The sequence below is a fragment of the Arthrobacter sp. AG1021 genome, from assembly GCF_003633665.1.
Classification (GTDB): Bacteria; Actinomycetota; Actinomycetes; order Actinomycetales; family Micrococcaceae; genus Glutamicibacter; species Glutamicibacter soli.
In genome coordinates this window covers 14,403-27,692 of sequence record NZ_RBLB01000007.1, presented here as the reverse complement: position 1 = coordinate 27,692, position 13,290 = coordinate 14,403, and the positions used below count along the sequence as shown (strand labels likewise).

Annotated in this window: 14 protein-coding genes; 9 read left to right on the top strand and 5 right to left on the bottom strand. The window is 65.3% G+C overall.

What is annotated here, in order from left to right:
• Nucleotides 1-95 precede the first annotated feature (95 nt).
• From DFO58_RS05595 to pheT, 5 genes are all read left to right on the top strand, one after another.
• Nucleotides 96-974: an RNA methyltransferase gene (locus tag DFO58_RS05595; RefSeq protein ID WP_047121171.1), complete on the top strand. Its 879-nt coding sequence runs from the start codon at nucleotides 96-98 to the stop codon at nucleotides 972-974.
• 35 nt (nucleotides 975-1,009) lie between these two features.
• Nucleotides 1,010-1,459 (top strand): NUDIX domain-containing protein, encoded by a 450-nt coding sequence (locus DFO58_RS05590; RefSeq protein WP_120989590.1) that lies wholly within the window; start codon nucleotides 1,010-1,012, stop codon nucleotides 1,457-1,459.
• 63 nt (nucleotides 1,460-1,522) lie between these two features.
• Entirely contained in the window at nucleotides 1,523-2,167 is a 645-nt protein-coding gene (locus tag DFO58_RS05585) for a DUF3153 domain-containing protein (protein ID WP_113606581.1), read from the top strand.
• A gap of 142 nt (nucleotides 2,168-2,309) precedes the next feature.
• Nucleotides 2,310-3,389, top strand: coding sequence for a phenylalanine--tRNA ligase subunit alpha (gene pheS, locus DFO58_RS05580; RefSeq protein ID WP_053797722.1), 1,080 nt, complete (start codon nucleotides 2,310-2,312; stop codon nucleotides 3,387-3,389).
• Between the two features lie 3 nt (nucleotides 3,390-3,392).
• Entirely contained in the window at nucleotides 3,393-5,933 is a 2,541-nt protein-coding gene (pheT, locus tag DFO58_RS05575; protein WP_120989588.1) for a phenylalanine--tRNA ligase subunit beta, read from the top strand.
• 152 nt (nucleotides 5,934-6,085) lie between these two features.
• Here pheT and DFO58_RS05570 read toward each other — a convergent pair whose 3' ends face one another.
• Nucleotides 6,086-6,604 carry a class I SAM-dependent methyltransferase gene (locus tag DFO58_RS05570; protein WP_120989586.1) on the bottom strand — a complete coding sequence of 173 codons (519 nt, stop codon included), beginning with the start codon at nucleotides 6,602-6,604 and terminating at the stop codon, nucleotides 6,086-6,088.
• Between the two features lie 200 nt (nucleotides 6,605-6,804).
• On the opposite strand from DFO58_RS05570, the gene DFO58_RS18400 reads away from it, so the two are divergent.
• Nucleotides 6,805-6,969, top strand: a complete 165-nt coding sequence (locus DFO58_RS18400; RefSeq protein WP_160309118.1) for a hypothetical protein — start codon at nucleotides 6,805-6,807, stop codon at nucleotides 6,967-6,969.
• Between the two features lie 524 nt (nucleotides 6,970-7,493).
• Here DFO58_RS18400 and DFO58_RS05565 read toward each other — a convergent pair.
• Nucleotides 7,494-8,018: a phosphoribosyltransferase gene (locus tag DFO58_RS05565; RefSeq protein WP_047121177.1), complete on the bottom strand. Its 525-nt coding sequence runs from the start codon at nucleotides 8,016-8,018 to the stop codon at nucleotides 7,494-7,496.
• Nucleotides 8,019-8,349: 331 nt separating this feature from the next.
• Between DFO58_RS05565 and DFO58_RS05560 the strand changes: the two genes are divergently transcribed.
• The 3 genes from DFO58_RS05560 (at nucleotide 8,350) to DFO58_RS05550 (ending at nucleotide 10,802) form a co-directional block, all read left to right on the top strand.
• A complete protein-coding gene (locus DFO58_RS05560) occupies nucleotides 8,350-8,694 on the top strand; it encodes a PadR family transcriptional regulator (protein ID WP_120989584.1) in 345 nt (114 codons plus the stop codon).
• A complete protein-coding gene (locus tag DFO58_RS05555; protein ID WP_120989581.1) occupies nucleotides 8,691-9,071 on the top strand; it encodes a hypothetical protein in 381 nt (126 codons plus the stop codon). The genes DFO58_RS05560 and DFO58_RS05555 overlap by 4 nt, the downstream gene beginning before the upstream one ends.
• Nucleotides 9,072-9,287: 216 nt before the next feature.
• On the top strand, nucleotides 9,288-10,802 hold the full coding sequence (locus DFO58_RS05550; RefSeq protein ID WP_120989580.1) for a DUF5129 domain-containing protein: 1,515 nt from the start codon (nucleotides 9,288-9,290) through the stop codon (nucleotides 10,800-10,802).
• 68 nt (nucleotides 10,803-10,870) lie between these two features.
• On the opposite strand, the gene DFO58_RS05545 is transcribed toward DFO58_RS05550, so the two are convergent.
• From DFO58_RS05545 to DFO58_RS05535, 3 genes are all read right to left on the bottom strand, one after another.
• Nucleotides 10,871-11,788 (bottom strand): amidohydrolase family protein, encoded by a 918-nt coding sequence (locus tag DFO58_RS05545; protein ID WP_120989578.1) that lies wholly within the window; start codon nucleotides 11,786-11,788, stop codon nucleotides 10,871-10,873.
• A 63-nt stretch (nucleotides 11,789-11,851) separates the two neighbouring features.
• The gene (locus tag DFO58_RS05540; protein ID WP_147407192.1) at nucleotides 11,852-12,136 is read right to left on the bottom strand and encodes a hypothetical protein; all 285 of its coding nucleotides are present in this window, start codon (nucleotides 12,134-12,136) and stop codon (nucleotides 11,852-11,854) included.
• 79 nt (nucleotides 12,137-12,215) lie between these two features.
• A complete protein-coding gene (locus DFO58_RS05535) occupies nucleotides 12,216-13,184 on the bottom strand; it encodes a quinone oxidoreductase (RefSeq protein ID WP_052772615.1) in 969 nt (322 codons plus the stop codon).
• Nucleotides 13,185-13,290 lie beyond the last annotated feature (106 nt).

Genomic DNA, 13,290 nt, shown 5'->3' with positions numbered 1-13,290 from the left:
CTACTTCCTCTTTATTAGAGAGATCACACCAAAGGGTGGGATCCGCACTAGGTGCGGATCCCGCCCTTTGGTGTTTCTACCGGTATTCTCGAATCATGACCTATTCGCCCGAGCTCATGTCCAATCCACGCGCCGACAGGGTCAAGGCCGTCGCGCGGCTTGCCAGCCGCAAGGGACGTGAAGCCACCGGTCAGTTCCTCGCCGAAGGCCCGCAGGCCGTGCGGGAAGCGCTGCTGGCGCACCGGCACAACGACAACCTCATCCAGGACATCTATGCGGTTCCCGGATTCCTTGAAAGCCACCCCGAGTTCAACGCGCTGCTGGCCGACAGCAAGCTGACACCTCGCCTCGTCACCGGGGAAGTGCTGCTCGCCATGGCGGATACGCAGAGCCCGCAGGGGATCCTGGGGGTGGTGGCCATGAGCCAGCCGCAACTCAGCGAGGTGCTGGAAGCCAAGCCGAAACTGATTGCTGTGCTCTGCCGCGTCCAGGACCCGGGCAACGCCGGAACCATCCTGCGCGCAGCCGACGCCGCCGGCGCGGACGCGGTGGTGCTGACCAAGGGCAGCGTGGATATCTACAATCCGAAAGCCGTGCGCTCCACGGTGGGCTCGCTGTTCCACCTCCCGGTGCTCAGCAACATCGAATTCGACCACCTCGCGGCGGCTGCCAAGGCTACCGGCGTCCAGGTGCTGGCAGCCGACGGCTATGCAGCCCACAACCTCGACACCCTGCAGGACCAGGCGGTGCTGCGCGCCCACGCTGGAAGCGCCACCCCTTCCGAGGGAACCGAACCCGTGCTTGAATCTGCCACCATGTGGCTGTTCGGCAACGAAGGCCAAGGACTGGACGACCACGAAAAAGCCTCGGCCGACTTCCGCGTCGCAGTTCCGCTGTACGGTGTCGCCGAGTCTCTCAATGTCGGAACCGCGGCCACGGTCTGCCTCTACGGCTCGGCCCGCGCGCAGCGCTGACCGACCGCAATCGACCCCGAGGGAAGCAAACCTGAATGAATACCCCACTGAAGCAGATCGTCGCGGTGGCGATCGTCGACGACCTCACCTCGCCGACCCGGATGCTCGCCGCGCGCCGCAACCGTCCCGAAGCCTTGGCCGGCCTGTGGGAATTCCCCGGCGGCAAGGTCGAACCGGGGGAGTCCGACACCTCAGCGGTGCACCGCGAACTGCGCGAGGAACTGGGTGTCGAGCTGAGCCTCGGGGCCGAAATTACCGGTCCGCTGGCGCAGGGCTGGCCACTGAACGACAAGGCAGCGATGCGCGTCTGGTTCGCCGTCATCACGCAAGGGGAACCACAGCCTTTGGACGGCCACGACCAACTGGCGTGGCTCGACCTGGACGATTCGCTGGGCGAAGCGGTTCAGTGGATTCCCGCCGATGCGCCGATCGTCCGGGCCTGTCTAAATCTGAGCCGAATCGGCCATCTGGCCGGACACCCGTAGACTGGTATATAGCGTCAACAGTGGCTAGCTAGCCACGTCCCCAAGAATTCAAGGAGCGTCTCCGTGAAGAGACTAATTAGCGTCATTGCGCTGGCATTCGCTGCCGTGCTGGCCCTGTCCGGCTGCGTCAGCATGAACGCCGGCGTCAGCATCCAGGGCGACGACAAGGCCACCGGTACCGTCGAGGTCACCATGAAAAAGGACGCGCTCCAGGGCCTGGACTTCCAGGATCTGCTGGCCACCCAGGTCAACATGGACCAGCTGAACTCCCAGCTGGCCGGCGTCTGGACCACCACCGACATCGATGACGGCACAAACGTCGGACTGGCCTTCACCACCGCCAAGACCATGACCTTCACGGAGCTTGCCGACGCCTTCACCGTCTTCGGTTTCCCGGTCGCCATCTCCGGCAACGGCCAGGAGTTCAGCTTCTCGATGCCGGGCACCGGCCAGACCGCCGTGGACTCCAGCTTCACCGAGGCGAACTTCGCGGTGACCTTCCCGGGCGCGATCGTTTCCACCACCGCAGGCGAGGTCGACCACCACACCGTGACCTTCGACCTGATCCAGGGCGCCGAGACCTACCAGGCGACCGGCAAGGCAGATTTCTCGCTGTTCTACTCGACGATCTTCGGCGGCGCGCTGCTCGTGCTGACCCTGGTCTTCGTGCTCGCCTTCAGCCCCAAGGCCGCCAAGGAATCCCACTAACGCGGATTTCACCGCAGCTGCGTAAGCAGTGCCACGCTCAGGGCCCGTCATCGTTGAAACGAAGACGGGCCCTTGGCAATAGAATAGAAGCAAAGTGCTTGAACGAGTAATTACAAGATAAGAGTAAGGATCGATCGATCCCATGTCTGATCAGACACCATCAACGGCTCCGGACGCGGAGCCGAACATTCCGCACCCCACCGATGAAGCCGCGATTTCCCAGGCAGTAGAAGCCGCCCTGGCGGCCATCGAAGCCGCCGGGGACTTGACCGAGCTGAAGGAAGCGCGCCTGGCGCACACCGGCGAGAAGTCGCCGCTGTCGCTGGCCAACCGCCAGATCGGCAAGCTGGACAAGTCGGAAAAGGCCGTCGCCGGCAAGCTCGTGGGCGGCGCCCGCGGACGGGTCAACAAGGCCTTGGCCGCCCGCACCGTGGTGCTGGAAGAAGCCGAAGCCGCACGCATCCTCGTCGAGGAAACCGTCGACGTCACCGCCGCCCCGCGCCGCCGCCGCGCCGGAGCCCGCCACCCGCTGTCGGTCTTGCAGGACCGCGTCTCGGACATCTTCGTGGGCATGGGCTGGGAGATCGCCGAAGGCCCCGAGGTGGAATCCGAGTGGTTCAACTTCGACGCGCTGAACTTCAAGCCGGACCACCCGGCCCGCGAAATGCAGGACACCTTCTTCATCGAGCCTGCAGACGCCCATCTGGTGCTGCGCACCCACACCTCCCCGGTGCAGGTCCGCTCCATGCTTGAACGCGAAGTCCCGGTCTACGTGCTATGCCCGGGCCGCACCTTCCGCACCGACGAGCTGGACGCAACCCACACCCCGGTCTTCCACCAGTTCGAAGGCCTGGCCGTGGACAAGGGCCTGACCATGGCCGACCTGCGCGGAACCCTGGAGCACTTCGCACGGCAGATGTTCGGCGCCGAAGCGCAGATCCGACTGCGCCCTGCCTACTTCCCGTTCACCGAACCGAGCGCCGAACTCGACATCTGGCACCCGGGCGCCAAAGGCGGCCCGCGCTGGATCGAGTGGGGCGGCTGCGGAATGATCAACCCGAACGTGCTGCGCGCCGCAGGCATCGATCCGGAGGAATACTCCGGCTTCGCCTTCGGCATGGGCATCGAGCGCACGCTCATGTTCCGCAACGACGTCCCGGACATGCACGACATGATCGAGGGCGACGTACGTTTCAGCCAGCACTTCGGGATGGAGATCTAAGTTATGCGTATTCCACTGTCATGGCTGCGCGAGTACACGCAGCTTCCTGCCGATGCCTCGGCCGAAGACCTCATGGCGGACCTGGTCAAGGTCGGCTTGGAGGAAGAAGACGTCCACCGCCCCTCCGACGAGCTTTCCGGGCCGATCGTGGTCGGCCAGGTGCTCTCGCTGGTCAAGGAGGAAGCCTCCAACGGCAAGACCATCAACTGGTGCCAGGTCCGCGTGGTGCCTGAGGGCGCCGAGCAGACCCTGACCGGCAAGGGCATCGACCCCTCCGGCGTGCAGGGCATCGTGTGCGGCGCGCACAACTTCGTGGAGGGCGACAAGGTGGTCGTCACCCTTCCGGGCGCCGTGCTGCCCGGCGACTTCAAGATCTCCCCGCGCAAGACCTACGGCCACACCTCGGCCGGCATGATCGCCTCCAGCCGCGAGCTGGGCATCGGCGACGACCACGACGGCATCATCGTGCTCTCCCGCCTGGGCCTGGACCCGGAGCTGGGCACCGACGTGCTCGAGCTCTTCGGCCTGGACGACCAGGCCGCGGAGATCAACGTGACCCCTGACCGCGGCTACTGCTTCTCGATCCGCGGCGTGGCCCGCGAATACGGGCTGGCCACCGGCACCGCGTTCACCGATCCGGCCTCCAAGGTCCAGGTCACGGACGCCGCCGAAGCCGGGCACCCGGTGGTGCTCGCCGATGACGCGCCGATCTACGGCGTGGCGGGCTGCACCCGCTTCGTGACCCGCGAGGTGACCGGCATCGACCCGACCCGTCCGACCCCGCGCTGGATGGCTTCGCGCCTGCAGCTGGCCGGGATGCGCTCGATCTCCCTGCCAGTGGACATCTCCAACTACGTGATGCTGGAGCTGGGTTCCCCGCTGCACTTCTACGACGCGGACAAGCTCTCCGGCGCCATCACCGTGCGCCGCGCGGCAGCCGGCGAGAAGCTCACCACCCTGGATGAGAAGGAACGCGAGCTGTCGGTCGAGGACCTGCTGATCACCGACGAGTCCGGCGCCATCGGCATCGCCGGCGTCATGGGCGGGGCCAGCACCGAGGTGTCGGATGCGACTTCCCGCGTGCTGATCGAGGCCGCGCACTTCGACGCGGTGTCCATCGCCCGCTCGCGGCGCCGCCACAAGCTGCCCTCCGAAGCCTCCAAGCGCTTCGAACGCGGCGTGGACCCGCGCATCATGCAGATCGCCGCGCAGCGCGCCGTGGACCTGCTGGTCGAGCTGGCCGGCGGCACCGAGACCGCCAAGATCACCGACGCCGGAGCCGTGCCGCAGGCCGCGCAGATCGTGCTGCCCGCAGGCTTCGCCTCGGCGCTGATCGGCGTGGACTACACCGATGCGCAGATCATCTCCGCGCTGGAGGGCATCGGCGCCGAGGTGTCGCAGGACGCCGCCGGCTTCACCGTGACCGCCCCGAGCTGGCGCCCGGACCTGGCCATCAAGGAAGACCTGGTCGAAGAGGTCGCCCGCGTGATCGGCTACGACCAGATCCCTGCTACCCTGCCGGTAGCCCCTCCAGGCCGCGGCCTGAGCCGTTCCCAGTCCCAGCGCCGCCGCGTGCTGCAGGGCCTGGCCGACTTCGGCATGACCGAGGTGCTCTGCTACCCGTTCGTCTCCGAGGCGCAGAACAACACCTTCGGCGCGGCGCAGGCCGGGGACCAGGTCAAGGCCATCACCCTGGCCAACCCGATCTCCAAGGAATTCCGCTTCCTGCGCACCTCGCTGCTGCCGGGCCTGCTGGACACCGCCCGCCGCAACAACGGCCGCGGCTTCCGCGACCTGGCCCTGTACGAGGGCGGCTTGGTCTTCCTTCCGGGCGTGCAGCTGGGTTCCAGTGTGCTTCCCCCGCTGGGCGCCAAGCCGAGCGACGAGGTGCTGGCCGAGCTCTTCGCCGGCGTGCCGAACCAGCCATGGCAGATCGCCGGCGTGTTCACCGGCCATGAGGCTCCGGCCGCCGCCGGGTTCGCCCCGCGCGTTTGGGACTGGGCCGACGCACTGGATGCCGCGCGCACCGTCGCCGACATCCTGGGCACCGAGCTGGAGATCGCCCAGGGCAGCCACCAGGCGTTCCACCCGGGCCGTGCCGCGGCGCTGAAGCTGAACGGCGAGATCGTCGGCTACGCCGGCGAGCTGCACCCGGCCCTGCTGAAGGATGCCGATCTTCCGGCGCGCACCGTAGCCTTCGAGCTGAATGCCGCAGCCGTGATGGACGCCGCCCCCGCAGTGGTGGTCGCCGAGCACCTGTCCACCCAGCCGCTGGCCACCCAGGACGTTGCCTTGGTGGTCGACCGCGAGGTCGTGGCCGGCGACGTGTTGGCTGCCCTGCGCGAAGGCGCCGGCGAGCTGCTGGAAGACGTCGCGCTGTTCGACGTCTACGAGGGCAAGGGCATCGAGGACGGCAAGAAGTCGCTGGCCTTCGGCCTGCGTTTCCGCGCCACCGACCGCACCCTGACCGCTGACGAGGCTTCCGAGGCGCGTGCCGCCGCGGTGGCCGTGGCCGCCGAGAAGTTCGGCGCCGTCCAGCGCTAGGACGCAACAGCGCAACACGCCCCGCCTCTTCGGACCCCCGGGGAGGCGGGGCGTTTCCCTTGTCCGCTAGCGGTACAGGAATCGGTACCAGTGCGGCCGGGATTGCTTCTGGAACCAGCCCAGCCCGCGGGTTTCGGCTGGGTAGTCGTCGATCAGCGCCCACTGGGAAGGACGTCCTGCAGCTCTTCGCGGGAGATCCCTCCGATAAACGAGTTGAATCGCGAGTTGCCGAATTGCAGGGTCAGGAACGTCGCGCCTGGCGCGGCGAGCCGGCCGACCGCATGCCCGTAGCGGCTGCGGGCTTCGCCGGCCAGACCTTGCAGGCACCCGGAATCCAGGAAGAAATTGAACCCCGGCGCCAGCTCGGACAGGTCTGTCACGTCGGCTTGTAGGTAGGTCTCGTGCGGCCCGACCTGGTAAAGGGCACGGACCAGGGCCCGCTGCTGCGCATCCACGCCGACTACCTCGAAACCTGCCGCGGCCATGCGGCGGCAGTGGATCCCGCTGCCGCAGCCGAGATCAATGGCCCGGGGGAGAACACCGGGGGATGCACCTGCATGCTGCTCGATTTCGACCTGCAGCTGATGCTCGAAGTTGGCGAGGTGGAGCTTGGCGTAGTGTTCCCAGGGGTGCAAGCCCAGCCGGTAGTACAAGCCGTAGTTGATTTCCATGGTGGTACCCTCCGCCGCAATTGAGGTATGCAGAGCATTATCATCTCAGGAAGCCCGTCCTGGCTAGGATGCGAACGCGTGAACGGCCGGCCTTGTCCACGGGCTAGACTTGTGGCTTGGGTTGATTCGGTGCGAAAGGGGAACGCATGTCTGCTGCGCGGAAAACGGGGGCTTGCCTGCTCGTTGTGGTTTTGGGAGCGATGGCTGTCGTGGCGGCTATCGCCATTGCGTGGGGCGCGGTGCTGCTGATCCAGCGCGGTGCGGGAACGCATCTGGACGAACCAGCGCAGGACCAGCAGCGCGAACAAGAATTCAGAGACGGCTACAAGCCGTCTTCCGAAACTTCGGAGTCTGCCGAGCGGTAGGTATTCGGGGCGATCCGCAGGGCCAGGGTGACCAGGTCCTCAGCATCGGTGCCGTGCGTGGTGAATCCGTTGCGCTCCAGCAACTTGAGCGAACCGGTATTGTTCCTTAATGCCCTGGCGATAAACGCCGTGGCGCCCTGGTCGGCCAGCTATGACACGCTCTGGGGGATCATGTGGCTGGCGATGCCCCGTCCCCAGAACTGCGGGTCAACCCACTTGCGCGTGGCAGTGAAGAATCCCACCGGAGTCTTTTTCCCTGCCAAGCGATAAACCATTGGACGCCCGGATCCTGCAGCGCCTGCTCCATTCGTCGCGAAAGATAGGGGCCCGTCCACGGCCTGCCGTCGCCGATAAAGGCCGTGACACGCGGATCACTGGCGAGCTTGGCCAGGAAATCATGATCCGCTGTGGAAAAGGGCGTCAAACGCACGGGTTCTGTCGTGGGACAAGTTTAAAAGTGAATGCCGAGGAATGGAACGAAGGGTTCGCATTCCCCGGCATGTCAGCAGAGTGCTTTGACGGTTCTAGCTGCCGGATACGGTCTTCTCGACAGGTGGCAAATCCGACCATGGGAAGGTGATCCACTTGTCGGTGCGGCGCCATTCGTAGTCGGGAACCATGATGGTGCGCGGCTTGGTGTAGAGGCAAACGGTCTTGACGTTTGCGCCCCATTCGGAGATGAGGTCGACGACCTTGGCAAGGGTGCGGCCGGAATCCGAGACGTCGTCAACGAGCAGCACGTTCTTGCCGTGCAGCGCGCCCTCGTCCAGCATCGGAGGAAGCACCACTGGCTCCTCAAGAACCGTGCCAATGCCGGTGTAGAACTCCACGTTCAGGGCACCGCAGGCCTTGGCGCCCAAGGCGTAGGCGATGGAACCGGCCAACAGCAGTCCGCCGCGGGCGATGGCCACGACTACGTCGGTCTCGAAACCGCTGTCGACAACGGTCTGTGCCAGTTCGCGGGATGCCACACCGAAGGTGTCCCAGGTGAGAACTTCGCGTTCGGCTTCAGGAAGTACGGCTGCGCCGGAATCGTCAATGCTAGTCATCCTCCGATTTTACAACCACTTGTAACACGCATTGACATGAAAGGGTTTCATCCTTTCGGAGTTCTTGGTTCTTCCCCCATCATTATTGCTGGTCTGATATGCGACGAAGCGTTGAATTCGAAAGTCTGCAAGGCCATCGGTTCCGGACGAAGTGTTACCCGCATCTCTGATATACCGTCGACCTGCGCTCCCGCGTGCGAGTCCGAGCTGCCGGCGGGGCACGAGGAGTCCTGCGCCAAGTGGCGCAGGGCAGTGGAGAGCTGATCATCCCTGAGAGCTATATTCAGCGAATTGGGTTGTAAGGCTTCCTGGCTAGTGAGGATATCTAAGGATGGAAGATTTTGAAGACTATCCGGAACTGACGCGGGCCGCGCTGCCGCAGGCGGTGCTTGCGGTGCTGAGCCACGGGGAGAACCACGGGTACGCCATTGCCGAGAAGCTTCGCCAGCACGGTTTTGCGCGGATCAAGGGTGGGACGCTGTACCCGCTGCTGAAGCGGTTGGACGAACAGAAGCTTACGCAGCACCTGTGGACGCAAGAGCACGCGGGACCTCCGCGCAAGCTCTTCAAGCTCACGCCGCAGGGCGAGGCGGAACTTCTGCGTGCTGAAGCCGCGTGGACCGGCATGACCCGGGCCTTGACCAGCATCCGAACGACCAGCCAGGAGAAATCATGAACTACGAACGGAAGCTGGCCTTCAACCTGCGGATGCAGGGCATGCCTGAAGCGGAGATCGCTGAGACGCTCAAAGAGGTTCGGTCCTATGAGAACACAGCGGGAACCTCCGTCGAGACGGAATTCGGCCCTGCCGAGGAGTACGCCAAGCAGTTCCCGAAACGAAAGCGGCGCACGCAGGGCCGGGCCATTGCCAGCGTCGGCATGGTGCTGGCGATCGTGTACCTGCTTTGCGCCTTCTTCGGCAAACCGCTCGCGGGGATCGATATCCGGGATTATGTCGGCCCTCTGGTGATCCTGCCAGCGCTCGCCGTCATCGCCGCGGGTTTGCTCCTTGGATTCCTGGTGGACTACTTCCGGCCTCCCCGAGTCTCGTAGTGCGATGGCCGTTCGCGAGACGAGCGATCCGGGACAATGGCTTCGCGCCGCTTGGGTCCGGCCGCTTCATCCTCAGCGTGGCCCGCGGCGGCCATCCGAACTGCGTGGGCAGTTGGGAATGCAATTGAGGTTCAAGACTTCGTTTGAAATAGCCGATACGATGGCTTAAAGCCATTGTTGCGATGATCGACCTGCTATTGGACCGGAGTTCTGCACATGCAATTTCGCCACTCTTTGACTCGATGCTCTGCCGCGGCGGCCGTGGTCCTGTTGGGGCTAGCCCCGGGACTGCCGGCAGCTGCTGCCAGCAGTTCAACGATCGGCGTCGCCGCCGGAGCGAATCTGGAGGGCATCAGCGTCTACGACACGGCCGATGTCCTCAATGATGAGAAGATCAAGGACGCCCTCTCAAGCATCGATTTCAACGAGCCTACAAAGGTTGCGGTCTTCTCCCGCCAAGGCGAATACTCCGACGACATCAACAGCGAAACACTCGCGTTCGCAAGGGAGGAGCATCCTGAATGGATCTCGCAAGATGCCGAGGACTACGGCGACTATTGGGCCGACGGATACTTCATCATCACACTCTCGGTTGAGGGACACGGCGACGGCCAGATCGGAACCTACTTTGGCGAAGACCGCAAGGTTTCAACGAGCCAGATGGAATCCATCCACGAGGCAGGATATGAGGACTTCAACCTCTCGCGCTGGACCGACGGCGTGATCGCCGTTGGCGCCAAGGGCGCGAAGATCATGAACCGACCATGGTACAAGAACCCCGCCCTGTGGATCACCACCGGTGTCGCCAGCGGCGCCGCGGGAGCGACGGGTTTGGTGGTTCTCGGTGTCAGGGCTTCACGGCGCAAGGAGTTCGAAGCGAACCTCAGCACCGGACGGGAGCATCTAAGCAATGTGACCATGGATTTAGATACCACCGAGCTGTCCGCCCGTACCTTGCCGACTGGCTCGCGCCATGCGGCGGATCTGGAACGTCGTTTCGCCGATTTCATGGCCAAGTACCGCACGTTGTTCGCCCGGCAACAGGAGCTTGAAGCCGCGACGAAGAAAACCCGCTCCTCCGGCTCCGGTGTCGCCCTGTCCAAGGACTTCATCGATACCGCCCAGCAGCTGGACGCGACCGATGACGCGATCATCGCCGCCGCAGCGCTCTACACCAGGTCTGCCACGTGGCAAGAGGCCTGGCGGGCGCAGACGGCTCCGATCCTTGAAGACCTGGCGGAACTCCCCGAGTTGCTCGGCGGCCCGGACAAGAAGCTGGGCCCGGCCGGGAGCGCGCTGCGCTCATTCGCCGACACGGCGCAGCAGGAAGTGCAGGCCGTCGGCACGGACTTGGCCGCGCAGGTGATCGATGTCGATACCGCCCTGGACCGGCTCAGCGAACTGCGCAAGCAATTAACCGAACGCCTCGACGCCTACGCCGCCGCGCGGATCGGCGCCTACGCCAAGTCCGAGGCCGAAGAAAAGCAAATGCGCGCGAAGCTGCGCAAGCAACGCTACGCCTCCACCGGAACCCGCAGCGGCGGGTCGATCCTGGACGTCACCAGCCCGGCAGAATTCTTCTGGCGGGTCAGTGCTTTCAACATCGGCTATCAATCCGCGGTCAAGGCAGTGAACAGTTCCCGCCAGGCGGCCAGCTCGTCCTCCGGAGTCTCCACCGGTTACTCCGGAGGCGGCAGTTTCTCCGGCGCCGGCGGTTCCTCCCGTTTCTAGGGCGCTGCACCCGAAGTTGTCGAGCAGGTGGCCGCACCGGCTCGATCTGCGCCGGTCGCCCGAGCTGGCTAGACCGCCGCGCGCACCTGGGCCAGCAGGCGCTGCGGCGTTTCCCAGAGGACCTCGCGCATCCACTGCTCGCCCAGGCCCAGGGCGTCGAGGGCCTGGAGCTGGTGGCTGTAGGGGTAGGGGATATTGGGGAAGTCGGTGCCGAGCACGACCTTGCCTGCCAGCTGCGCCAGCAGTGCGCGGTAGCCTTCGGGCATCGGCGCGAACTGCTCCGTGAAATCGGTGGCCAGCATGGTGGTGTCGAGATAGACGTTCGGGTGCTCCAGCGCCAGCTCGGCGAACTCGCGGTAGTCAGGCAACCCCGCATGGGCGATCACCAGCACCAAGTCCTCATGGCGCGCCAGCAGCCGGCGGATGGGCTCGATACCGGTGTGCTGCCCCTTGAGCGGGCCGTTGCCGCAGTGGATGATGACCGGGGTGCGGGCTTCGGCCACCAGCTGCCAGGCCCGATCCAGCAGCGGATCGTTGGGATCGAAGTTTCCGACCTGGACGTGGATCTTGAAGACCTCAACGCCCGATTCGAGGCAGTCCCTGACCTGCTGTTCGGTGCCCTCCTCGGGATAGAAGGTCCCGGAGGCGATGGCCTGCGGATGGAGCGCCGCGAAGTTCTTCGAGTACTCGTTCAGCCAGTCGGCCATGCCCGGGCGGTGCGCATAGTTCAGGGTGCTGAACCGGGCGACGCCCAGCTGCTCCAGGGTCGCGACGCGTTGCGCCTCGTCGGTGCGGTAGCTGATCGGCCACGGCAGGTCGCCATCCGCTTCGCGGCCATCGAAGAACGCCCAGACCTTGTCCAGCACGTTTTGCGGCATGAAATGCACATGCAGGTCGATCAGCCCCGGAAGGCCCAGTCGGTGCAGGTAGTCCTTGATCTCGGCATCATTGGCGGGACTTCGTTGCTCCCGGGGAAGATGTTCCACTGGTGAACTCCGTGGGTTGTCGGTACGGGGGAAATGAGGGCCGGCCGCGGGCCGGAGGCCGGATCAGGCCAGCAGCGCCGCGGTCCGGGCGACGGCGAAAGCCAGGAAGCACAGCGCTCCGGCAAAAAGTGCCCAGTCGACGACGCCGAAGGAGGAAAAGTCATTGGCGAAGCGCTGGCGCATGCTGGTGCGCTGGATGGCCTTGGCCCGCGCCGAGCTTTGCCGGTTCCGATGCACGTGGCGGCCGTGGCCGCCATCCGAATTCTCGGACTTGGCACTGAACACTGCGTAGAACAACAGCAGGAACAGGCCCGCTCCCAGGAGCCAGGACATCGCCAGTGAAGCCAACAGCTCACCTTCCAGGTAGTCGATTATGGTGGGAGGCCGCCTGCCGCGGGGCACAGGCCCCGCAGCCGCGGCGCCGAGGCTAGGGAACGAGCAGCACCTTGCCCGTGGTGCTGCGGGACTCCAATGCGGTGTGGGCCGCCGCGGCCTCGGACAGCGGGAAGCTCGCGCCGATGCGCACATCCAGCTTGCCTTCGGAGGCCCAGCGGAAGATGTCGCCGAAACGCCAGTGCATTTCGTATTCGGTGGCAATGAAGTCGTCGAGCTTCGGTCGGGTGACGGTCAGCGAGCCGCCGGCGTTCAACCGCTGGAGGTTGAAGTCCGGCACCTGGCCGCTGGCTCCGCCGAACAGCACCAGGGTGCCGCGGCGGCGCAGCGCGGTCAGCGAGGTCTCGAAGGTGTCCTTGCCGATGCCGTCGTAGACCGCATGCACCCCCTGGCCGTCGGTGACCTTTTCGACGGTCTGAGCCACCTGGCCGTAGTCCACCACGTAGTCCGCACCGGCCGCCTTGGCCAAGTCCTTCTTCTCCTGGGTGCTGGCGGTGGTGATCACCGTAGCGCCTTTGAGCTTGAGCAGCTGGGTCAACAGCAGTCCCACGCCGCCGGCGCCGGCGTAGGTCAGGATGACATCTCCCTCGCGCACGATGTAGCTCGAATTCACCAGGTAGTGGGCGGTCATGCCCTGCAGCGGCAGCGCGGCGGCCACCTGCAGGTCTACGCCGGCGGGAACGTGGCCCGCCCGTGCGGCATCGACTACCGCGTACTGGGCGTAGCCGGCGGTGCCGGAGGCGGTCGCGACCCGGTCGCCGACGGCGAAGTTCTGCACGCCCTGCCCGACTTCGGTGACGACTCCTGAGAACTCCGAGCCCGGGGTGAACGGGTAGTCGACCTTGTAGACGCCGCTGCGCTGGTAGGTTTCGATGAAGTTGACTCCGGCGGCGGCGACCTTCACCTGCACTTGCCCCGGCCCCGCGGACGGAATGGGCGCCTGTCCCAGAACCAGCCCCTTGGCATCCGAGGGTTCGGCAACGAGTATGGCTTGCTGCTGCATGGGGGAGCGCTCCTGTGGAAGATTGACGTCGGCCCGCATCGCCCGGGCCACTGCTAGGCCCAGTCTATGACTCGAGCCTGCATGGTGGCTGGTCGAAAGCGCCCAT